A 20,959-nucleotide genomic window follows, 5' to 3' on the forward strand; every position below is an offset into this window, starting at 1 on the left:
ACCCCCTATCGGGAACCACGTACTGGTGGGTAACGTCCGAGCGGTCCAGTCGTGCTCATCCCCACTGAGCACCTGCCCGATCATGGACTTCACCGGTGCATCACACAGAGCCGTGGCGCCGGCGCCCGATGAGGAGCAGCAGTCTTGCGCGAGTTCAGCCTTCCGGCCCTGTACGAGGTCCCCACGGACGGCAACCTGACGGATCTCATCCGCCGCAACGCCTCCCAGCACCCAGATGTCGCCGTGATGGGGCGCAAGGTCGACGGCGTCTGGACGGACGTCACGGCCACGCAGTTCCTCGCCGAGGTCCGCGGGGCCGCCAAGGGGCTGATCGCCGCCGGCGTGGAGCCGGGCGACCGGGTCGCGCTGCTCTCGCGGACGCGCTACGAGTGGGTGCTCCTCGACTTCGCGATCTGGAGCGCGGGCGCGGTGACCGTGCCGGTCTACGAGACGAGCTCGCCGGAGCAGATCCAGTGGATCCTCGGCGACTCGGGCGCGACCCTGGTGCTCGCCGAGAGCGCGGCGCACCAGGCGTCGGTGGAGGCCGTACGGGACCACCTCCCGGAGCTCAAGGGCGTCTGGCAGATCGAGGACGACGCGGTCGCCCGGCTCACCGCCGCCGGCGCCGACGTGTCCGACGAGCTGCTCGACGCGCGCATGTCGGCGGCGCACGCCGACGACCCGGCGACGATCGTCTACACCTCGGGCACGACGGGCCGCCCCAAGGGCTGTGTCCTCACCCACCGGGCCTTCTTCGCCGAGTGCGGCAACGTGGTGGAGCGGCTCAAGCCCCTCTTCCGTACGGGCGAGTGCTCGGTGCTGCTGTTCCTGCCGGCCGCGCACGTCTTCGGGCGGCTGGTCGAGGTCGCCTCCGTGATGGCGCCGATCCGGCTGGGCTGCGTCCCGGACATCAAGAACCTCACGGACGAGCTGGCCTCGTTCCGGCCGACGCTGATCCTGGGCGTGCCGCGCGTCTTCGAGAAGGTCTACAACTCGGCGCGGGCGAAGGCGCAGGCCGACGGCAAGGGCAAGATCTTCGACAAGGCCGCGCACACGGCCATCGCGTACAGCCGGGCCCTCGGCACCCCGCAGGGGCCGTCCTTCGGGCTGAAGCTGAAGCACAAGGTCTTCGACAAGCTGGTCTTCAGCAAGCTGCGGGCGGTGCTGGGCGGCCGGGGCGAGTACGCGATCTCGGGCGGCGCGCCGCTGGGCGAGCGGCTCGGTCACTTCTTCCGGGGCATCGGCTTCACGGTCCTGGAGGGCTACGGCCTGACGGAGTCGTGCGCGGCGACCGCGTTCAACCCGTGGGACCGGCAGAAGATCGGCACGGTCGGCCAGCCGCTGCCGGGCTCGGTGGTGCGGATCGCCGACGACGGCGAGGTGCTGCTGCACGGCGAGCACATCTTCACGGAGTACTGGAACAACCCGGCGGCGACGGCCGAGGCGCTGGCGGACGGCTGGTTCCACACGGGCGACATCGGCACGCTCGACGAGGACGGCTACCTCGCGATCACCGGCCGCAAGAAGGAGATCCTGGTGACGGCGGGCGGCAAGAACGTCGCGCCGGCGGTCATCGAGGACCGGATCCGGGCGCACGCGCTGGTCGCGGAGTGCATGGTGGTCGGCGACGGGCGGCCCTTCGTGGGCGCGCTGGTCACGATCGACGAGGAGTTCCTCGGCCGCTGGGCGAGCGAGCACGGCAAGCCGGCCGGTTCGACGGCGGCTTCCCTCCGGGACGACGCGGAGCTCCTCGCTGAGGTCCAGCGGGCGATCGACGACGGCAACGCGGCGGTGTCCAAGGCGGAGTCGGTGCGCAAGTTCCGTATCCTCCCGGCCCAGTTCACGGAGGAGGCGGGCCACATCACCCCGTCGCTGAAGCTGAAGCGGAACGTGGTGGCGAAGGACTTCGCCCACGAGATCGAGGCGATCTACGCGGCGTGAGCCGTGAGCGGTGTACGAAGGGGCCCGAGGCGAGTGGATCGCCTCGGGCCCCTTCGTACGCCGTCCTTCAGAGCAGCTCGCGCAGCCGCTCCGCCAGCAGGTCCCAGCGCCACTTCTGCTCCACCCAGGCCCGGCCGCGCTCGCCCATGCGGGCGCGGAGCTCGGGGTCGAGGAGGAGGGTGGTGACGCGGTCGGCGGTCTCCTCGGCGGACTCGCCGCGGACGACCCAGCCGGTCTCGCCGTCGAGGACGGCGTCGGGGGCGCCGCCGGAGTCGCCGGCGACGACGGGGAGACCGGTGGCGGAGGCCTCCAGGTAGACGATGCCGAGGCCCTCGACGTCGAGGCCGCCGCGCCGGGTGCGGCAGGGCATGGCGAAGACGTCGCCGGCCCCGTAGTGGGCGGGCAGCTCCGACCAGGGGACGGCGCCGGTGAAGCGTACGGATCCGGCCACGCCGGTCTCGGCGGCGAGGCGGCGCAGGTCCTTCTCGTACGGTCCGCCGCCGACGATCAGGAGGACGGCGTCCGGGACCCGGCGGAGGATCGCGGGCATCGCCCGGATCAGGGTGTCCTGGCCCTTGCGGGGGACGAGGCGGGAGACGCAGACGACGACGGGACGGTCGCTCAGCCCGAGCCGGGCGCGGACCTCGGCGCCGCCCGAGCCGGGGTGGAAGGTCTTCTCGTCGACGCCGGGCGGGAGCTGGACCATGCGGTCGGCGGCGGCCGGGGTGAGGGCGGTCGCGATCCGGGAGCGCGTGTACTCGCCGAGGTAGGTGATCGTGTCCGTGCCCTCGCCGATGCGGCGCAGGAGCTGCCGGGCGGCGGGGAGCTGGGCCCAGCCCGCCTCGTGCCCGTGGGTGGTGGCGACGAGCCGCTTCGCGCCGGCCCGGCGCAGCGCGGGGGCCATCAGACCGAGGGGCGCGGCGGCGCCGAACCACACGGACTCGCAGCCGTGCTCGCGCAGGAGCGCGGTGGCGCGGGCGGTGACCCGGGGAGTGGGCAGCAGCATGGTGGTGCGATCCCGTACGACCGTGAAAGGCTGTTCGGCGTCGAACGCGGCCGTGGCCTCGATCCCTTCACGGCCGCGCTTCCACGTGGAGGCGTAGACCACGATCCGGTCGGGGTCCAGGCGGAGCGCCATGTTGTGCAGGAAGGCCTGGATTCCGCCGGGACGCGGCGGGAAGTCGTTGGTTACGATCAGGGTCTTGTGCATCGTGGCCGACAGTACGCGATCGCCTCCACCGCCCGGCAACACGACCGCCCCCGCTACCGCGGGCCGACAGGACAAGGACGCGACAGTGACGACGGGTGCGGTGGGGAACGGGTCACGCACGAGCCTGCGGCTTCCGCTCGGCCTCTGGGGTCTCAGCCGGGTCCTGCTGCTGCTCTGCGTCTTCAAGGTCGTCGTCGTCCCCGGGCCGGACATCACCTTCGACGTCTCGGACATCTACCAGGGCTGGTACGAGGTCCTGCGGACGGGCACGTACCCGCTGGACGACGTCACCTGGCAGTACCCGCCGGCCGCCGCCTTCGCGATCCTCGCCCCCGGCCTGTTGCCCTTCCTCGGTTACGCCTCCGCCTTCTTCGTCCTCGCCTTCCTCTGTGACGCGCTGGTCTTCGGGCTGCTCCTGCACACGGGCCGCCGCGCCGGCCGCTCGCTCCGGGGTGCCTGGTTCTGGCTCGCGGGCGTCCCGCTGCTCGGCCCGACGGCGTACGCCCGGTACGACGTGATGGTCACCGCCGTCGCGGTGGCGGGGCTGCTCGCGGCGGGCCGCAGTCCGCGCGTGCTCGGCGCCCTGGCCGGTTTCGGCGCGGTCCTGAAGGTGTGGCCGGTGCTGCTGCTCGCGGGCACCCCGAAGGGGCGGGCGACCTTCCGCTCCTGGCCGGCGGCGGTGGGCGCGGCGGCCGCGGTCCTGGTGTTCTGCGGGGTGTGGATGCCGGGGGCGCTGGCCTTCCTCACCTTCCAGCGTGACCGGGGCACGGAGGTCGAGTCGCTGGGCTCGATGGTCTTCCACGTCGTCCGGCACGTCGGCTGGGAGGGCGAGGCGCGGATGAACTACGGCTCGATCGAGTTCCTCGGCCCGTACGTGTCGACGGTCTCGACGGCCGCGATGGTGCTCACGGTCGCCGCCTTCGGCTGGCTGCTCGTGTGGCGGGTCAGGGCACGGCACTTCGTCTCGTCGACGGTCGCGGACGCGGCCTTCGTGGCGGTGCTGCTGTTCACGACGACGAGCCGGGTGCTCTCCCCGCAGTACATGCTGTGGCTGGTCGGCCTGGCCGCGGTGTGTCTCGCCTACCGGTCGAGCCGGATGCGGAAGCCCGCGCACCTGGTGCTCTGGGCGACGGCGGTGACGCAGTTCGAGTTCCCGGTGTGGTTCTCGCACGTGACGCGGAGCGATCCGCTGGGCGTTGCGGTGCTGTTCACGCGGAACGGTCTGCTGATCGCCGCCACGGTCATCGCCTGCCGGATCCTGTGGCGCCACACGGTGACGGAGCCGCGTCTCGCCGCGACCGCGAGGATCCCCGCGCAGGCGGCTCAGCCGGAGCGCGAGAAGGCCCTGTCCGGCTCGGCCTGAACCTCCCGGGGTGCGGCGAGCGTCCGGCGGTGCAGCAGGCCGAGCGCCGCGCACTGGGCTCCCATGGCGAGCGCCATGGCCAGGCAGATCCCGCCGAGGCCGGCGCCTGAGAGGGCGTACGCGAGCGGGAGCTGGACCAGGACGCCGGCGACGGTGATCCGGGCGAGGTGCGGGCTCGCCCCGGAGCCCTCGAAGACCCCGGCGAGCGCGATGTACCCCGCCATGAGCAGCAGGTAGGGGCCGAGGCAGCGCAGGAAGAGCGCACCCGCCTCCGTCACGGCGGGTTCGGCGCCGAAGGCCCGCATGACGGGTCCGGCGCCGAGGAGCAGCAGCCCGGCGGCGCTCGCGCCGAGGGCGCCCCCCAGGAGGAGTGCCTGCCGGCCGACGGCCCGGCGCTCGTCCAGGCCGGCGCCGAGGAGGTGGGCGCTGTGGATGGCGGCGGCCTGCCGGACGGCGTAGAAGGACATGGTCGCCACGTACATGGCCCTGGTGGCGATGCCGTAGGCGGCGGTCTCGGTGACGCCGAGCCGGGCGACGACGGAGACGAGCGCGAGGGCTCCGGCCATCCGGACGGCGAAGTCGACGGACATGGGCAGTCCGGTGGCGGCGGTGCGGCGCAGCGCGGTGGCCGTGGGAAAGGCGGCCCTGGCCGCCCGCGCGGCCTTGAGGAGCGGGTCGCGGCGCAGGGCGAGGAGGCCCGCGGCGAGGGCGACGCTCCGGCCGGTGACGGTGGCGAGGGCGGCGCCCGGCACCCCGTACGCGTGGATGAGCAGCGGGTCGAGGACGAGGATCAGCCCGTTGGCGAGGAAGGCGAGCCGCATGGGGGTGCGGGTGTCGCCGGCGCCCTTGAGGATTCCGTCGAGGACGTTCGTGGCGAAGAAGACGGCCGTGCCGGGGAGCGAGATGGCGAAGTAGGCGGTGGTCAGGGCGTGGGCGGGATGGCCGGAGCCGCCGAGCAGAAGGGCGGCGAGCGGTTCGCGCAGCAGGTAGCCGCCGAGGGCGACGGGGGGCACGAGGAGGGCGCAGAGGGCGGTGCCGCCCCGGACTGCGGCGCGGACGGCGCCGGGGTCGTCGGCGCCGCGGGCGCGGGCGACGAGGACGGTGGTGCCGGAGCCTGCCATGAGGACGACGCCGAGGAGGAGGTTCTCGACGTTCGACGCGAGGGCGACGGCGGCGACGGCGTCCCCGCCGAGGCGAGCGACCCAGACCATGTTGATGATGCCGGCGGCGACTCCGGCGAGGAGTTCGAAGTAGACCGGGCGGGCGAGCCGGACGAGCGTGCGGCGGTGCGAGGACATGCGCGAGAACTCCCTCTTTCCGATGTACCTCGAAGAGAGGCACCGCGAAAAGAGGTAGCATGGCGGGCGGCTCCCCGACAAGCGCGAAGAAGAGGTCCCCGGTGCTGGAACTGTCGATCCTGGGCTTCCTGTACGAGAAGCCGCTGCACGGCTACGAGCTGAAGGAACGCATCCAGGGCCTGAGCGGCCACGTCCGCCCGGTCAGCGACGGCGCCCTCTACCCGGCCATCACCCGCCTGGAGAAGAACGGCCTGGTCGACATCCGTACGGAGCCGGGCGCGAGCGCCGCCCCGCGCCGCACCCTCTCGCTCACGCCCGAGGGCCGCCAGGAGCTCCTCGCCCGGCTGCGCACCCCCAAGGACGCCGAGATCACCGACGGCCAGCGCTTCTTCACCCTGCTCGCCTTTCTGGGGCACCTTCCCGACCGCGCGGACCAGGTCGCCGTGCTCCGCCGCCGCCAGGAGTTCCTCGACACCCCGGCCAGCTTCTTCTACGAGGGCGGAACCCCGGTCAGCGCCGAGCGGGAGCCCGACCTCTTCCGCCAGGGGATGCTGCGGATCGCCCGCGCGACGGGCACCGCGGAGAAGGCCTGGCTGGCGGAGACCATCGAGCGGCTGGAGAGCCGGGACACCCCCTAGGGGTGTCTCGTCGATCATGCCGGGCTCGCGGCACGACACCCCCTAGCCGAGCCGCTCCCCCAGGTACGCGCGCCAGTCGGCGGTGAAATCCTCCGGGGTGGTGTCCAGGACCTCGCGGAGCGCCTTCTCCACCGCGCCGTCCCGGCCCGGGTGGGCGCCCACCGCCCGGTAGAAGGCGGTCAGCCTCTCCTCGCCCCAGCGGTCCGCGATCAGCGCGCAGGCGAGCCATCCGCCCTCGTAGGCGCGGGCCAGGGCGTCCGCGTCGCCGCCGAAGGCGAAGGCCTCGTCGTCGGGGAGCTCCGCCGGGAGCTCGCCGGCCCCGACCGCGCGGCGCAGCTCGGGGGCGGCCTGGGCGGCGGTGCGACCGGTCCCCCGGTAGGCGACCCAGTCGGCGAAGCCCTCGGAGAGCCAGACCGGCGTGGCCCCGGTGGTCTGGACGCGGGTCGCGACATGGGTGGTCTCGTGGGTGAGGACCAGCTGCCGCCCGAACGCGCCGAGCACCGGGTACGCGTCCGGGTTCACGATGACCCGGTCCGCGGGCGCCGTCGGACCACCGCCCGCCCGGCCGGTCGTGACGGCCGCGATGCCCCGGTAGGAGGCGGCCGGCCCGCCGAGGAGCCGGCCCATCGCCTCGATCGACGCCGGGACGAGGACCACGACCCGGGCCGCCCAGCTCCCCTGCCAGGCGTCCCCGACGGCGGGCACCGCCCGGTCCGCCGCCGCCGCGATCTCCCGCAGCCGCTCCCCGGTCTGCCCCACCCCCAGGACGAGACTGCGCCGACCGGTCACCGTCGTGACCTCGCCCTGCTGCCACAGCTGCTGCGGGGCGCCCTCGGCAGCGCGGTCACCGGTCACGTACCAGCGGCCGTCCCGCTCGGCGAGGTCGAGGACCCGCTCGGTGGTGGCGGCCCCGGAGTCGTAGCCCTCGATGCGGTAGCCGAGCTCGGCCCGGGCGGTGACCCGGCCCTCGCCGGTCCGGTCGACGTCGGTGACCCGGTAGCTCCAGCCGCCCAGCGGGATCTTCGCGAGCCGGTCGAACTCGGTGCGCGCGGCCGGCGCGAGCGCGGGGTCGAGGGCCGCGAGATAGCCGGCCTCGTCCCGGTCGAGCAGCGCCCGCGCGTGCCCGTCGAGCAGGCTCTGTATCTCTCCCGTCGCCGGCCCGGCCGGCGCGGGCGCCGCGCATCCGCCGAGGGCGAGCACCGCGGCCAGCAGCCCCGCCGCCGCGCCGCGCACCGCTCCACTCCGCCGGCCCGCCACGCCCCCGATCGTACGCAGACGGGGAAGGGGGCGGCCTCAGACCCGGGTCACCGTCACGTGGGACATCATGTTCACCGGGTCGTAGCGCACCCGCGCGCCCGGGTAGGGGGCGTGGATGACCTGGCCGTTCCCGGCGTAGATCGCCACATGGCTGGCGTCGCCGCGGTACGTGACGAGGTCGCCCGGCTGCGCCTGCGAGAGCGGCACCTGCCGGCCCGCGTACCGCTGCGCCGAGGAGGTGCGCGGCAGGCTGATCCCGGCCTGCCGGTACGACCAGACCATCAGGCCCGAGCAGTCGAAGGCCGAGGGGCCGGTCGCCCCCCACACATACGGCTTGCCGATCGCGCTGCGGGCGGCGATCACCGCGGCGGCGGCCCGCGAGGGGCCGAGACCGGCGAGCGGCGGCAGCTCCTCCGCGGGCCTCCCGGCCGGCTCGCCGGCGCGCTCACCGGTGCGGGAGGCGCGGGCGTAGTCGGCGCGCTGCTCGACGGTGAGGGAGGCGAGCACCCGGCGGGCCTCGGCGAGCTTCCGCTCGACCGTGCGCTTGTGGCGGGCGACCTCGGCCCGGCTGAGCTCCAGTTCGGCGAGCGCCGCGCGGGCCTCGCTCCGCTTCTGGCCGAGCCGGCGCTGCTCGCGCCGGAGCTCGCCGAGCGCGGCGCCCTGGCGGGCGGTGACCCGGTCGAGGGCGGAGGCGCGGTCCAGGTAGCTGTCCGGGTCGGAGGAGAGCAGCAGGGCGAGGGCGGGGTCGATGCCGCCGGAGCGGTACTGGGCCCCGGCGACCGAACCGAGCGCGCCACGCATGCGGTTGATGCGCTCCTGGCCTCGGGCGAGGCCGTCCTGCGCCTGGGAGACCGTCCGGCGCAGGGCGTCCGCCTTCTCGTCCGCCCGGTTGTAGCCCTCGGTGGCCTTCTCGGCCTCCTCGAAGAGACGGTCCACCGTGGCGCGGGTGGCCGCGGGGGTGGCCCCGGGGTCGGCGCTCGCGGGGACGGCCCCGAGGGACGCGGCCGCGGTGGCCGCGGCGGCGGCGGTGAGGACGGTGACCCGGGCGGGTCGGCGGTGGGACGCCACGAATCGCGCTCCGTTCGGCTCGACGCAGACTGGCGCGGCAGACAGTAGCCGCTGATCAGTCCTCGTCCAACGAAGGCGATGGGCACACAAAGTGACGCCCCGCCGGAGAACACAGGTCACCGGCGGGGCGTCAGGTCAGTGCGCGTCGCGGCGAACCACCCGATTGGGCGGTGTGCCGCAGCGGTTCGCGGTCTCAGCCGACGCGGACGCCGAACATGAACGAGCCCAGGGTGTTCATGGACTCGTAGCGGACGTAGGCACCCGTGTAGGGGGCGTGCAGAACCGTGTTGTTGCCCGCGTACAGGCCCACGTGCGACAGGCCGTTGAAGAAGACCAGGTCGCCCGGCTTGAGCTGGCTGCGGCCGATCTTCACGCCGTCGTTCTGCTGGGTGTAGGTGGTGCGGGTGAGGTTGACGCCGGCCTGGGCGTAGGCCCACATGGTCAGACCCGAGCAGTCGTACGCGTTGGGGCCTTCCATGCCCGAGGAGTACGGCTTGCCGATCTGGGTGGCCGCGGCGGCGAGGGCGGCGGCGCCGCGCTGCGAGGCCGGGACCTCGTTGCCCAGGTTCACGCGCTCGCCGGCGGCGCGGCTGGCGCGCTGCTCCTTCTGCTGCAGCCTGGCGCGCTCCTCGGCGGTGAGGGTGTTGAGGAGCTGACGGGCCTCGGCCAGCTTGCCCTGGTACTTCTTCTTCTTCTCACCGAGGGTCTTGCGGACGTCCTCGAGGTCGGCCAGCTTCGTGGTGGCCTCGGCCCGCTCCTGGGCGAGCGTGCGCTGCTTGGCCTGGATCGAGGTGAGCACGTCGGCCTGCTGGGCGCTCAGCTGGTCGATCGCGGACGCCTTGTCGAGGTAGGTGTCCGGGTCGGCGGAGAGGAAGAGCTGGAGCGCCGGGTCGATGCCGCCCGAGCGGTACTGGGCGCTGGCGACCGAACCGATCTGGTCGCGCAGGGTGTTGAGCTCCTGCTGACCGCGGGCCACCTTGTCCTGAAGGTTGCTGATCTCCTTCTGCAGCTTGCCGCGCCGCTCCTCGGCGAGGTTGTACTGCTCCGTGGCCTCCTCGGCCTCGTGGTTCAGCTGGTCGACCTTCGACTTGACCTCGTCGATCTTGGGCTTGGCGGGGGCCGCCTGCGCGCCGGACTGGGCGGAGAGCGCTACGGCGGCGGCCGCTGCCGCGGTGAGCACGGTCACGCGGGTCCGGCTCGGCTGCTTGGGTCGACGGTGGGACGCCACGAAGGCGAGCTCCTTCTTCCTCGAGCCGCCCAACCGGTCAGCGGCAGGCGGTTCCTCCGCCGTCACCCCGGATGGGTGATCAACCGCGCGAAGGTTCGAAGCCCGACCCTAGTGACCAAGTTGTGATCAGTTCAAATCCCGCTGGCAAAAATCTCGCTCACGCACCACTTTATTTACATACATCGCACGGCCAGTGATGGCCACTTGACGGTGCGCCATCCAGAATTCGGGCATATCGCCCAGGAGTTGCGATGCGTCACGAGAGGCGCGAAAGCCGCTTCAGCAACAAGGCGGACGCCACCGGCCGCGCTCCCGCCTTCGCGACGCCGTCGGCCACCTCACGGTCGGTGGAGACCACCACGACCGGCCGCCCCGGCGGCTCCGCCCGTACCAGCTGCCGGATCAACTCGTCCGCCGTGACACCGGGCTTGGAGAACAGCACCCGCACCCCGCGCGGCGGCGCGAGCAGCACCGGGGCCGCCAGTTCCGCCCCGTCGAAGACACAGGTCACCTCGGCGCCCGAGCGGGCCGCCAGGGCCGAGAGACTGCCGAGCAGCCGCAGCCGCTGCTTCTCCAGCGGCATCGTCGGATAGCCGGTCTTGGTGACGTTGTAGCCGTCGACGACCAGATGCGCCTGGGGCAGCGCGAGCAGCTGGTCGAGCAGCGCCGGGTCCGTCTCGGAGAGCGCCCGCGCGGCGATGTCCTTCGGGGACATCCGCCCCGGCTCCACCGCGTCCACGGTGTCCGCCGGGTGTACCGAGACGGGCGGCAGCGCGAGTTCGCGGCGCAGCCCCTGGGCCGCGTCGAGAACGGTGTCGAGCAGCAGCCGCAGCCGCATGTCCTCCACCGAGCGGCCCTCGCGGGCGGTCCTGCGGCTCGCCTCCAGGGCCGCCTCGACCTCGCCGAGCCGGGCCCGGAGCCGCCGCGTCTCGCTCTCGGCGGCCGACACCCGGGCCGCCGACTCGGCCCGCACGGCCTCGATCTCGCCCTGGGCCTTGCGCAGCGCCGCCTCGCCGCGCTTGACGTCGCTCTGGGCGCTGCGCAGCTTGCGCTGAAGCGATTCCGCTTCCTTGCGGGCGGCGTCCAGATCGTGCCGGAGCTGCTCCGTCTCGCCCCGGGAGCGGTCCCGGGCGGCGGCGAGTTCCTCACGCAGCTGCTCCAGCTCGCGCCGGGCGGCCTCGTCGGCCCGCTCGGCGTCGGCGCGCAGCGCCTCCTCGCCGGCGGCGGCGACGAGCTTGACCCAGCCGGGCGGGCGCAGCACATAGGCGGCCGCCGCGACGTCGACGGGATCGGCGGCCGCGGGCGGGGTGCCGGTCTCCACGGCTCCGGCCAGCTCCGGCTGGCCCTGCTTGAACCGCTCACCGATCCGCTGCCGGAAGAGCGGGTCGCCCTCCAGCGCCGCCGCCATCGCGTTGCCGGCGAACTTGGCCCGCCGGCTCGCGGTGAAGCGGGCGTACTGCCGCAGGGGCGCGGGCAGCTCCGCGACGGTGAGGCCGCCGAAGGCGTCCGCGACCAGCGCGACGACCCGCCGCCGTACACCTTCCGGCAATGGGTGGTCGAGCGTCTCGGCAGCGTCACCTGCCGCGCCGGCCGGCTCACCACCGTGCGCGGGCTGCTCCACGATCCGTCACCCCTATGTCGTCCGCGCCGTCCCTCAGGAGGCGGCGCCCGGCCTGTCCACCAGTTCGATCTGGTCCACCGCGTTGCACCAGCGGCAGCGGACCGACTCGATCGTCTCACTGACCACCTGCCGCTCCTCGACCGTCGGGTCTCCCGCGAGGTCCAGATGGACGTACTCCACGACCTTGGAGGAGCGGGTCACGTCGAAGCGGGTCAGATTGCCGCAGAGCGTGCAGCGCCAGCGGGTCTCGCCGGTCGGCAGGGGAACCGTCGTCATCGGTGCCGTCCTTCTTCCTGTTGCGGGGTGCCAGGTGCGGATCCGCGGTGCGCCGTCGAACTGCGGTCGGTGGTGCCCGTAACCCTACGGCCTCGCAGGGAGGGCGGGGCACGGCGAGGCACTCTGTCCACTTCGGCCCCGGTACGCCATGATCTGTCCATGATCGACTGGCGAGGCGCGGTCCTCGGTGCCTGGCGGGGCACCCGCAACGGCCCCACGGTGACGTACGGGCTGATCGCCGCCTGCTGCCTCCTCTTCGTCATCAGTCCGGTCTCCGGCCTCAACCCGGTGTACGGCACGGGCGACGAGCTCCTGGCCGCCCAGGGCGCCTGCTTCCGCCGCTGGGGGGTGATCCCCGCCGAGCTCATGCGCGGCGATCCGCGCGCCCTGCTCACCCCGCTGACCGCGCTCTTCGTCCACGGCAGCTGGCTCCATCTGCTGGGAAACATGCTCTTCCTGTACGTCTTCGGGGCGATGGCCGAGGAGCGCATGGGGGCCGTCGAGTACTGCCTCTTCTACCTGGGGACCGGCTACGTCGCCCTGCTCGGGTACGCGGTGGCGCACGCGGAGAGCGAGCAGACCCTGGTCGGGGCGTCCGGGGCGATCTCGGCGGTGCTCGGGGCCTTCCTCTTCCTCTTCCCGCGCTCCCGGGTCACCAGCCTCTTCCCCTTCCTGTTCTTCCTGCCGCTGCGCTTCCCCGCCTGGATCGTGCTGATCTTCTGGTTCACGCTGCAGTGGGTCGCCGCGAGGGCGGCGGGCGCGGGGCCGGGTGTCGCCTATCTGGCCCATGTCGTGGGCTTCTCCGTCGGCTTCCTCTACGCCTGGGGGCGCTTCCGCGGTGGGGATAGAGTGAAAGCCCCAGCCGCGGCGACCGAGGGAGAAAGCCAGCCGTGATCACCGCGATCGTGCTCATCAAGACCAGCGTGGACCGCATCCCCGAGATCGCCGAGTCGATCGCCGCGCTCGACAGCGTCAGCGAGGTCTTCTCGGTCACCGGTACGTACGACCTGATCGCCATGGTCCGGGTGCCGCGCCACGACGACCTGGCGGACGTGATCCCCGGCCGTATCAGCAAGATCCCGGGCGTCGAGGCCACGGACACGCACGTCGCCTTCCGGACGTACTCCCAGCACGACCTGGAGGCGGCCTTCGCCATCGGCCTGGAGTCCTGACCCCCCGCGCGCGGCACGACCGAAGGGGGCCTCCCGACCGGGAGGCCCCCTTCACCCGTACGAGTGACTGATCAGCCGCGGTCCGGGACGCAGCGGCCGTCCTCGGTGCGGTACTTCCACTGGGCGCCGTCCCGGACGAGCTCCTTCACGGCGCCGACGAACCGCTCCACGTGCTCGTCCGGCGTACCGGCGCCGAAGCTCACCCGGATGGCGTTGAGGGACCGCTCCCCCGGCTGCGCCTCGGGGGCGCCGCACTCGCCCGGGTCCTGCGGGTCGCTGCCGAGCAGGGTGCGGACCAGCGGGTGGGCGCAGAAGAGGCCGTCGCGGACGCCGATGCCGTACTCGGCGGAGAGCGCCGCGGCGAAGTGGGAGCTGTTCCAGCCGTCCACCACGAAGGAGATGACGCCCACGCGGGGCGCGTCGTCGCCGAAGAGCGAGAGCACGCGCACCTCGGGCACCTCGGCCAGGCCCTCGCGGACCGTGGCGATCAGGTGCTGCTCGCGGGCGACGAGGGAGTCGAAGCCGGCCTCGGTCAGCGCCTTGCAGGCGGAGGCGATGGAGTAGACGCCGATGACGTTCGGCGAACCGGCCTCGTGCCGGGCCGCGGTGGTGTGCCACTCCACGTCCACACCACCGTCGGCCCGGCGGGCCACCTTGCGGGAGGCGCCGCCGCCCGCGAGGTAGGGCTCGGCGCCCTGGAGCCAGTCGGCACGGCCGGCGAGGACGCCGGAGCCGAAGGGCGCGTACAGCTTGTGCCCGGAGAAGGCGACCCAGTCCACGCCCAACTCCCGCACGGAGACCGGGTGGTGGGGGGCGAGCTGGGCGGCGTCGAGCACGATCCGGGCACCGTGCGCGTGCGCTGCGGCGGCCAGCTCCTTCACCGGCCAGAGCTCACCGGTGACGTTGGAGGCGCCGGTGACGCAGACGAGGGCCGGGCCGTAGGGGTCGCGGTCGGCGAGGGCGCGCTCCAGGGTCTCGACGGCCTGCTCCGGGGTGCGGGGCGCGTTCAGGTAGGTGACCCGGGCGTCCTTCCACGGCAGCAGGGAGGCGTGGTGCTCGGTCTCGAAGACGAAGACCTGGCAGTCGGCGGGGACGGCGGCGGCGAGCAGGTTGAGCGAGTCGGTGGTGGAGCGGGTGAAGACGACCTGGTCGCCGGGGCGGCAGTCGAGGAACTCGGCGACGGTGGCGCGGCTGTTCTCGAAGAGGTCGGTGGAGAGCTGGGAGAGGTAGCCGGCGCCGCGGTGGACGCTGCCGTAGTAGGGGGCGTACGCGGCGACGTCGTCCCAGACCCGCTGGAGGGCGGGGGCGCTGGCCGCGTAGTCGAGCGCCGCGTAGGTCACCTCGCCGCCGGTGACGAGCGGGACCGTCACGTCCCGGCCGAGGACCGGCAGCGGGGCGTCGCAGCAGGGGTCGGCGGACTCGGCGGAGAGGGTCGCGACGGTGGTCTCGGCGGGGGCGGTCTCGGCGGGGGCGGCGGCGTTCGGGTATGCGGACATGGCGGTATCTCCCGGCGGGCGGTGCGGAATGGCTTCGGTGATCCCGTACGCGGCCGGATACGGCGGGGTACGGGTGATGCCTCGGAGGACATGGGGGTACGCGGAAGGGACCCTGTTCCGAGGGTGAAGAAGGGGCGGACTCGCCCTATCGCATTCGCTGGCTCACGGAAAACGCTCCTCGACTGACCAGGACCCCTGGTGCTCGAGGGATCCGCGCTTGCCGCAGACCTCGCTGCCTACGGCCTGGTCATCACCCGGGGCACCCCGCCACGGAAGGAGGGTTGCCGGACAGCAAGCCGGGGCCAAAACGCTGTCACTCGTGACCTGTAGAGCATCCTGCCACATGATCGCCGAAGCGCAAGACCCCGGTCCGCATGGTGGACCGGGGCCGTACGACGGACGGGTTACGCGTTGCTCGCGGCGATCCACCGCTCCAGGGACCTGAGGGCAGCGCCGGAGTCGATCGACTCGGCCGCCTTCGCGATGCCCGCGCTCAGCTGCTCCGCGAGGGTGCCCGTGCCGGGTTCCAGCGCGGTGAGCGCCGCCGCCGCGTTGAGCAGCACCGCGTCCCGTACCGGACCGGTCTCCCCCGCGAGCAGCCGGCGGGCCACGTCGGCGTTGTACGAGGCGTCGGCGCCGCGCAGGGCTTCCAGCGGGACGAGGTCGATGCCGACGTCGCGCGGGTCGAAGCGCTCCTCGGTGACGCCGCCGTCCCGGACCACCCAGATCCGCGAGGTGGACGTGGTCGTCAGCTCGTCCAGGCCGTCGTCGCCGCGGAAGACCAGCGCGGAGTTGCCGCGCTCGGCGAGGACCCCGGCGACGATCGGCGCCATGCGCGGGTCGGCGACCCCGACGGCCTGGGCCCGCACCTGTGCCGGGTTGGTCAGCGGGCCGAGGACGTTGAAGGTCGTCCGGATGCCCAGCTGGCCGCGAGCCGCGGCGACGTGCCGCAGCGAGGGGTGGAACTTCACCGCGAAGCAGATGGTGATGCCGGCTTCCTCGGCGACCTCGACGACCCGCGCCGGGGTCAGGTTCAGATTGATGCCGAGCTTCTCCAGGACGTCGGAGGAGCCGGAGGCGGAGGAGGCGGCGCGGTTGCCGTGCTTGACGACCTTCGCGCCCGTACCGGCGACCACGATCGACGCCATCGTGGAGATGTTCACCGTCTTGGCGCCGTCACCGCCGGTGCCGACGATGTCGACGGCCGGGCCGGGCACCTCGATCACGTTGGCGTGCGCGTACATGGTGCGCACGAGGCCGGTGATCTCCTGCACGGTCTCGCCCTTGGCCCGCAGCGCCACCATGAAGCCGGCGATCTGCGCGTCGGTGGCCTCGCCGCTCATGATCAGGTCCATCGCCCAGGCCGTGTCGTCGGCGGAGAGGTCCTTGCCGTCGAGCAGACCGTTCAGCAGGACGGGCCACGAGCGGCCCGCCGTGGTAGGTCCTCCAGCGGGGGTCGCAGCGCTCATGGCAGCTCCTGGTGATCACGTGACGGATACGGTCTCACCCTATCGACCTCCGGGGACGGCAAAGAGCCCCGTCCATCGAATGGACGGGGCTCTCGCCGTGGCGACCTACACGGTCAGGTCAGGAGGTGAGGGTGATCAGTGGTGGCCGTGGCCGCTCTGGATCTCCTTGTACTCCTCGACCGTGGGCTTGGCGATCTGGCTGTCGGCGCCGTAGTAGCCCTTGTTGAGCTTGACCCGGAGCTTCTCCATGCGGCCGATCTTCCGCTCCACGCCGTTCTCGTCGACGGCCGGCGGAAGCGCCGCGGCCTCGTACTGCTCGTGCGCCGTGAGGCGGTGCAGCTCGCCCTGGCTGAGCGGCTCGTGGACCTCGACGAACTCACCGTGCGGCAGGCGCTTGATGATGCCGGACTCGCGGCCGTGCAGCACCTTGTCCTTGTCGCGGCGCTGGAGGCCGAGGCAGATCCGCTTGGTGGCGACGAAGGCGATGACCGGGCCGACGAAGAAGAAGATCCGCACGAACCAGGTGATCGAGTTCAGCGACAGGTGGAAGTGGGTCGCCCAGAGGTCGTTTCCACCACCCACCAGCATGATCATGTACGCGGTGATCCAGGCGACACCGAAGGCGGTGCGCGTCGGAGCGTTGCGCGGGCGCTGCGCGATGTGGTGCTCGCGCTTGTCGCCGGTGATCCAGGACTCGATGAACGGGTAGACCGCGATGGCCGCGAGGACCGCCGGGAAGATCGCCAGCGGGATCATCACGCCGAGGACCAGCGTGTGGCCCCACAGGTTGATCTCCCAGCCCGGCATGACACGGATCAGACCCTCGGCGAAGCCCATGTACCAGTCGGGCTGGGCGCCGGTGGACACCTGGTCCGGGCGGTACGGGCCCATGGCCCAGATCGGGTTGATCGAGGCGATCGCCGCGATGACCGCGATGACACCGAAGACCAGGAAGAAGAAGCCTCCGGCCTTCGCCATGTACACGGGCAGCAGCGGCATGCCGACGACGTTGTTGTTCGTGCGGCCGGGGCCGGCGAACTGGGTGTGCTTGTGGACGAACACCAGGATGAGGTGGGCGACCACGAGACCCAGCATGATGCCGGGGAGCAGCAGCACGTGCGCCGAGTAGAACCGGGCGACGAAGTCGCCGCCGGGGAACTCGCCGCCGAACAGGAACATCGACAGGTACGTGCCGAGGACCGGCACGGACAGGATCGCGCCCTGCATGAAGCGGACACCGGTGCCGGAGAGCAGGTCGTCCGGGAGCGAGTAACCGGTGAAGCCGGTGAACATGCCCAGGAAGAACAGCAGGAAGCCGAACAGCCAGTTGATCTCACGCGGCTTGCGGAACGCGCCGGTGAAGAACACGCGCATCATGTGCACGAACATGCCGGCGAGGAAGATCAGCGCCGCCCAGTGGTGGATCTGCCGGATGAGCAGACCACCGCGCACCTCGAACGAGATGTGCATGGTCGAGTTGAACGCCTCGGACATCAGCTGTCCCTGGAGCGGGACGTACGGTCCGACGTACTCCACCTCGTTCATCGACGGGTGGAAGAACATCGTCAGATAGACGCCCGTCAGGATGATGATGAGGAAGCTGTAGAGGCAGACCTCGCCCAGCATGAAGGACCAGTGGTCCGGGAAGATCTTCCGCATGTTGGCCTTGGCCAGCGAGTAGATCCCCAGGCGACCGTCGGCCCAGTCGGCGACCCGCTCACCGGCGGGCGCCTTCTTCTGCGTGTTGGTCACGGTGCTCATCCGCGCTCCCAGAATGCCGGGCCGACGGGCTCGTCGAAGTCGCCGAGCGCCTCCAGGTAGCCCTTGTCGTTCACGCCGATCCGCAGCTGCGGGAGGGCGTGGCCGGCCGGGCCGAAGATGACGCGGGCGCCGTCGGACAGATCGAAGGTGGACTGGTGGCACGGGCAGAGCACGTGGTGCGTCTGCTGCTCGTACAGGGAGATCGGACAACCGACGTGGGTGCAGATCTTCGAGAACGCGACGATGCCCTCGTGCGACCACTCGAGCTCGCGCTTGTCCTTGATGTCCTCCGGCTGGATCCGGACGATCATCAGGGCGGCCTTGGCGATCTGGGTCTGGAAGTGCTCGTCGTGCTCCGAGAGGCCCTCGGGCATCGCGAAGGTCAGCGAGCCGACCGCGACGTCCTCGGGACGCAGCGGCTCGTGCGTGTTCATGTTGATGAGCTGGAGCCCCTTGGCCCACATGGTGGTCCGGAGCTTCTTCTCGGGCAGCGGGCCCATGTCACGCAGCAGGACGATGCCGGAGAGCGGTACGAGCGACAGCGCGCCGAACATCGTGTTGCGGATGAGCTTGCGGCGGCCCATGCCCGACTCCGCGGCACCGGCCGCGAAGTCCGCCATGACCTTCGCCTTGACCTCGGGCGACGCCGCCATCGGGTGACGCTCGTCGGCGACCTCGACGTCGGACATCAGGGTGCGGGCCCAGTGGACCGCGCCCGCGCCGATGAAGAAGAGGGCGGCACCGAGGGTCAGACCCAGGGCGAAGTTGAGCGCGGACACCCGGCCGAAGGGCCAGATGTACACGATCTCGTCGACCGGGAAGATCACGTACGAGGCGATGAAGGCGACGGTCGCCAGCATCGACAGCGTGAACATGAAGGCGACCGCGCGCTCGGACCGACGGGCGGCCCGCTCGTCGATGTCCTGGATGCGGGGCTTGTGGGGCGGGAGGCCCGGGTCGGCGAACGGGTCGTCGGCGACCTTCACCGCGCCGTGCGCGGTGTCCTGCCCTGCCGGCAGGGTCTCTTCTGGAATCTCTTGGCTACTCATGACTTCTTGGCCTTAGCGGTGTGGGCCGCGACCCAGATGGCAACTGCGATCAGCGCACCCAGACCGAAGACCCAGGCGAACAGGCCCTCGCTGACGGGGCCGAGGCCACCGAGCTTGAAACCGCCCGGATTGTCGGCCTTGTCGCTGTTGACGGCCTGGACGTACGCGATGATGTCCTTCTTCTCCTTCTCCGGCATGGTCGTGTCCGGGAAGGAGGGCATGTTCTGCGGGCCGGTCTGCATGGCCTCGTAGAGGTGCTTCGGGCTCACGCCTTCGAGGCTCGGGGCGTACTTGCCGTAGGTCAGCGCGCCGCCCTCACCGGTGAAGTTGTGGCACTGGGCACAGTTGGTGCGGAACAGCTCGCCACCCTTGGCGACGTCGGCACCGTCGGGGCTGTACTGGCCCTCGGTCGGCGTGATCGCGCCGGCACCGAGAGAGGCCACGTAGGCCGCGAGCTGATCGATCTCAGCCTGCGAGTAGATGACCTTCTTCTTCGGGACCTGGGCGCCCGGCTGCTGGGCCGGCATGCGGCCCGTGCCGACCTGGAAGTCGACCGCGGCCGAACCGACGCCCACGAGGGACGGGCCGTCAGTGGTGCCCTGACCGCCGGTTCCGTGGCAGCTGGCGCAGCCGACGGAGTAGAGCTTCTTGCCCTCCTCGATGGCGAGGGACTGGGCGGTTTCATCGGCCTTCGCCGTGCCCGCGGGCGCGAACGCGGCGTACAGCCCCCCCGTGGCCGCCAGCGCGAGAAGTAGGACGACGACCGCCGCCAGCGGATGGCGTCGTCGTGCGGAGAGCTTTTTCACGGATTACCCCGGTGTCAGGATCTTCTGCGTCGATGCTTGCTGGATGTCTCGGTCCGCCGTGGAGGCGGCGCCGATTACTTGATCATGTAGATCGTGGCGAAGAGGCCGATCCAGACGACATCGACGAAGTGCCAGTAGTAGGACACGACGATGGCGGCGGTTGCCTGCTCGTGGGTGAACCTCTTGGCGGCGTACGTCCGGCCGAGGACCAGCAGGAAGGCGATGAGACCGCCTGTCACGTGCAGGCCGTGGAAGCCGGTGGTCAGGTAGAACACCGAGCCGTACGGGTCCGAGGACAGCGAGAGGCCGTCCTCCTTGACCAGCTGGGTGTACTCGAAGACCTGGCCGCCGATGAAGATCGCACCCATCACGAACGTGATGATGAACCACGTCCGGAGCTTCTTCACATCGCCCCGCTCCGCGGCGAAGACGCCGAGCTGGCAGGTGAGTGAGGAGAGCACCAGGATCGTGGTGTTGGTCGCCGAGAACGGGAAGTTCAGGGCCGAGGCCTTTTCTGCCCAGAACTCGGCACCCGTCACCGATCGCAGGGTGAAGTACATCGCGAAGAGGGCCGCGAAGAACATCAGCTCGGAGCTCAACCAGATGATGGTTCCGACGCTGGTGAGGTTCGGTCGATTGACCGACGGGTGCGCGTGCCCTGTTTCTACTGTCGTTACTGTCGCCACGACCGACATTATGTCGGTCGCTTATCCCGCCCTCACTCCGGGGGGTGCCGTTCGGAGTGTCAGGGGGGTGTGTCCAGCCCGAACGGCCCAGTGCCGGGGCCTCTGAGCGCCGTTCGAACAGGTGCCGGACGGGTGTTGACGGGGTGTGGACCGGAGTAGCATCCGGCGCATCGATCGACGACCTTCCCACGGACTTCCCCACGGAGGAACGATGCAGTCGAGTGCCACGGTCCTGGTCTACAGCGACGACGCGAACACCCGCGCGCAGGTGCGGCTCGCGGCGGGGCGCAGGCCCGCGACCGACGTTCCCCCGGTCGAGTTCGTGGAGTGCGCGACGCTGCCCGCGGTCCTGAAGCGCTTGGACGAGGGCGGGATCGACGTGTGCGTGCTCGACGGCGAGGCGGTGCCCGCCGGCGGCATGGGTGTCTGCCGGCAGATCAAGGACGAGGTCTTCCGCTGCCCGCCGGTGCTGCTGCTGATCGGGCGCCCGCAGGACGCCTGGCTGGCCACCTGGAGCCGCGCGGACGCCGCGGTCACCCTCCCGGTGGAACCGGTGGAGTTCGCGGCGTCCCTGGCGGCCCTGCTGCGCTCGCGCCTCTCGATCGACGCCTGAGCCGGTC

Annotated in this window: 19 protein-coding genes and 1 riboswitch; of the genes, 6 read left to right on the forward strand and 13 right to left on the reverse strand. The window is 71.7% G+C overall.

Annotated features, from left to right (window positions below):
• Positions 1 to 144 precede the first annotated feature (144 nt).
• Positions 145 to 1,941 carry an AMP-dependent synthetase/ligase gene (locus ACZ51I_RS01670; protein ID WP_468870806.1) on the forward strand — a complete coding sequence of 599 codons (1,797 nt, stop codon included), beginning with the start codon at positions 145 to 147 and terminating at the stop codon, positions 1,939 to 1,941.
• Positions 1,942 to 2,008: 67 nt separating this feature from the next.
• Here the strand turns inward: ACZ51I_RS01670 and ACZ51I_RS01675 are convergent, their stop codons facing one another.
• Positions 2,009 to 3,151, reverse strand: a complete 1,143-nt coding sequence (locus ACZ51I_RS01675) for a glycosyltransferase family 4 protein (protein WP_468870807.1) — start codon at positions 3,149 to 3,151, stop codon at positions 2,009 to 2,011.
• Between the two features lie 85 nt (positions 3,152 to 3,236).
• On the opposite strand from ACZ51I_RS01675, the gene ACZ51I_RS01680 reads away from it, so the two are divergent.
• Entirely contained in the window at positions 3,237 to 4,514 is a 1,278-nt protein-coding gene (locus tag ACZ51I_RS01680; protein ID WP_468870808.1) for a glycosyltransferase 87 family protein, read from the forward strand.
• Here the strand turns inward: ACZ51I_RS01680 and ACZ51I_RS01685 are convergent.
• Entirely contained in the window at positions 4,475 to 5,812 is a 1,338-nt protein-coding gene (locus tag ACZ51I_RS01685) for an MATE family efflux transporter (protein WP_468870809.1), read from the reverse strand. The genes ACZ51I_RS01680 and ACZ51I_RS01685 overlap by 40 nt on opposite strands.
• Before the next feature lie 101 nt (positions 5,813 to 5,913).
• On the opposite strand from ACZ51I_RS01685, the gene ACZ51I_RS01690 reads away from it, so the two are divergent.
• Complete coding sequence (locus ACZ51I_RS01690) at positions 5,914 to 6,450, forward strand: PadR family transcriptional regulator (RefSeq protein WP_468870810.1); 537 nt, start codon at positions 5,914 to 5,916, stop codon at positions 6,448 to 6,450.
• Between the two features lie 42 nt (positions 6,451 to 6,492).
• Here ACZ51I_RS01690 and ACZ51I_RS01695 read toward each other — a convergent pair whose 3' ends face one another.
• The 5 genes from ACZ51I_RS01695 to ACZ51I_RS01715 all read right to left on the reverse strand — a co-directional run bounded on the left by ACZ51I_RS01695 (position 6,493) and on the right by ACZ51I_RS01715 (position 11,900).
• A complete protein-coding gene (locus tag ACZ51I_RS01695) occupies positions 6,493 to 7,707 on the reverse strand; it encodes a hypothetical protein (RefSeq protein ID WP_468870811.1) in 1,215 nt (404 codons plus the stop codon).
• Between the two features lie 36 nt (positions 7,708 to 7,743).
• Positions 7,744 to 8,775: a C40 family peptidase gene (locus ACZ51I_RS01700; RefSeq protein ID WP_468870812.1), complete on the reverse strand. Its 1,032-nt coding sequence runs from the start codon at positions 8,773 to 8,775 to the stop codon at positions 7,744 to 7,746.
• A 193-nt stretch (positions 8,776 to 8,968) separates the two neighbouring features.
• Positions 8,969 to 10,003 carry a C40 family peptidase gene (locus tag ACZ51I_RS01705; RefSeq protein ID WP_468870813.1) on the reverse strand — a complete coding sequence of 345 codons (1,035 nt, stop codon included), beginning with the start codon at positions 10,001 to 10,003 and terminating at the stop codon, positions 8,969 to 8,971.
• A gap of 256 nt (positions 10,004 to 10,259) precedes the next feature.
• Positions 10,260 to 11,624, reverse strand: a complete 1,365-nt coding sequence (locus tag ACZ51I_RS01710; RefSeq protein ID WP_468870815.1) for an NYN domain-containing protein — start codon at positions 11,622 to 11,624, stop codon at positions 10,260 to 10,262.
• A 33-nt stretch (positions 11,625 to 11,657) separates the two neighbouring features.
• Entirely contained in the window at positions 11,658 to 11,900 is a 243-nt protein-coding gene (locus tag ACZ51I_RS01715) for a hypothetical protein (protein WP_468870816.1), read from the reverse strand.
• Between the two features lie 159 nt (positions 11,901 to 12,059).
• Between ACZ51I_RS01715 and ACZ51I_RS01720 the strand changes: the two genes are divergently transcribed.
• Together ACZ51I_RS01720 and ACZ51I_RS01725 are read left to right on the forward strand one after the other, a co-directional pair.
• A complete protein-coding gene (locus ACZ51I_RS01720; protein ID WP_468870818.1) occupies positions 12,060 to 12,794 on the forward strand; it encodes a rhomboid family intramembrane serine protease in 735 nt (244 codons plus the stop codon).
• Positions 12,791 to 13,072, forward strand: a complete 282-nt coding sequence (locus ACZ51I_RS01725) for an Lrp/AsnC family transcriptional regulator (protein ID WP_017238849.1) — start codon at positions 12,791 to 12,793, stop codon at positions 13,070 to 13,072. Before ACZ51I_RS01720 ends, ACZ51I_RS01725 begins: the two co-directional genes overlap by 4 nt.
• Positions 13,073 to 13,143: 71 nt before the next feature.
• Here ACZ51I_RS01725 and ACZ51I_RS01730 read toward each other — a convergent pair whose 3' ends face one another.
• From ACZ51I_RS01730 to ctaE, 6 genes are all read right to left on the reverse strand, one after another.
• Complete coding sequence (locus ACZ51I_RS01730; RefSeq protein WP_468870819.1) at positions 13,144 to 14,568, reverse strand: aminotransferase class V-fold PLP-dependent enzyme; 1,425 nt, start codon at positions 14,566 to 14,568, stop codon at positions 13,144 to 13,146.
• Between the two features lie 208 nt (positions 14,569 to 14,776).
• A riboswitch (SAM riboswitch) is annotated at positions 14,777 to 14,893 on the reverse strand.
• 79 nt (positions 14,894 to 14,972) lie between these two features.
• Entirely contained in the window at positions 14,973 to 16,037 is a 1,065-nt protein-coding gene (gene trpD, locus ACZ51I_RS01735) for an anthranilate phosphoribosyltransferase (RefSeq protein WP_468870820.1), read from the reverse strand.
• A gap of 135 nt (positions 16,038 to 16,172) precedes the next feature.
• Positions 16,173 to 17,798, reverse strand: coding sequence for a cytochrome bc1 complex cytochrome b subunit (gene qcrB / locus ACZ51I_RS01740; RefSeq protein ID WP_468870822.1), 1,626 nt, complete (start codon positions 17,796 to 17,798; stop codon positions 16,173 to 16,175).
• Positions 17,795 to 18,847, reverse strand: a complete 1,053-nt coding sequence (gene qcrA, locus ACZ51I_RS01745; protein WP_468870823.1) for a cytochrome bc1 complex Rieske iron-sulfur subunit — start codon at positions 18,845 to 18,847, stop codon at positions 17,795 to 17,797. Before qcrA ends, qcrB begins: the two co-directional genes overlap by 4 nt.
• Entirely contained in the window at positions 18,844 to 19,653 is an 810-nt protein-coding gene (qcrC, locus tag ACZ51I_RS01750) for a cytochrome bc1 complex diheme cytochrome c subunit (protein WP_468870824.1), read from the reverse strand. Before qcrC ends, qcrA begins: the two co-directional genes overlap by 4 nt.
• Positions 19,654 to 19,727: 74 nt before the next feature.
• Entirely contained in the window at positions 19,728 to 20,348 is a 621-nt protein-coding gene (gene ctaE / locus ACZ51I_RS01755; RefSeq protein ID WP_468870825.1) for an aa3-type cytochrome oxidase subunit III, read from the reverse strand.
• 202 nt (positions 20,349 to 20,550) lie between these two features.
• On the opposite strand from ctaE, the gene ACZ51I_RS01760 reads away from it, so the two are divergent.
• A complete protein-coding gene (locus ACZ51I_RS01760; RefSeq protein ID WP_351180481.1) occupies positions 20,551 to 20,952 on the forward strand; it encodes a DNA-binding transcriptional response regulator in 402 nt (133 codons plus the stop codon).
• The last annotated feature ends 7 nt before the right edge of the window (positions 20,953 to 20,959 follow it).

The sequence above is a fragment of the Streptomyces sp. NPDC034084 genome (assembly GCF_055575535.1).

What these genes read in the sequence shown, in the direction of transcription:
- ACZ51I_RS01675 (WP_468870807.1), bottom strand. Translation starts at nt 3,151, where the DNA reads ATGCACAAGACCCTGATCGTAACCAACGACTTCCCGCCGCGTCCCGGC.
- ACZ51I_RS01685 (WP_468870809.1), bottom strand. Translation starts at nt 5,812, where the DNA reads ATGTCCTCGCACCGCCGCACGCTCGTCCGGCTCGCCCGCCCGGTCTAC.
- ACZ51I_RS01715 (WP_468870816.1), bottom strand. Translation starts at nt 11,900, where the DNA reads ATGACGACGGTTCCCCTGCCGACCGGCGAGACCCGCTGGCGCTGCACG.
- ACZ51I_RS01720 (WP_468870818.1), top strand. Translation starts at nt 12,060, where the DNA reads ATGATCGACTGGCGAGGCGCGGTCCTCGGTGCCTGGCGGGGCACCCGC.
- ACZ51I_RS01730 (WP_468870819.1), bottom strand. Translation starts at nt 14,568, where the DNA reads ATGTCCGCATACCCGAACGCCGCCGCCCCCGCCGAGACCGCCCCCGCC.
- trpD (WP_468870820.1), bottom strand. Translation starts at nt 16,037, where the DNA reads ATGAGCGCTGCGACCCCCGCTGGAGGACCTACCACGGCGGGCCGCTCG.
- qcrB (WP_468870822.1), bottom strand. Translation starts at nt 17,798, where the DNA reads ATGAGCACCGTGACCAACACGCAGAAGAAGGCGCCCGCCGGTGAGCGG.
- qcrA (WP_468870823.1), bottom strand. Translation starts at nt 18,847, where the DNA reads ATGAGTAGCCAAGAGATTCCAGAAGAGACCCTGCCGGCAGGGCAGGAC.
- ctaE (WP_468870825.1), bottom strand. Translation starts at nt 20,348, where the DNA reads ATGTCGGTCGTGGCGACAGTAACGACAGTAGAAACAGGGCACGCGCAC.
- ACZ51I_RS01760 (WP_351180481.1), top strand. Translation starts at nt 20,551, where the DNA reads ATGCAGTCGAGTGCCACGGTCCTGGTCTACAGCGACGACGCGAACACC.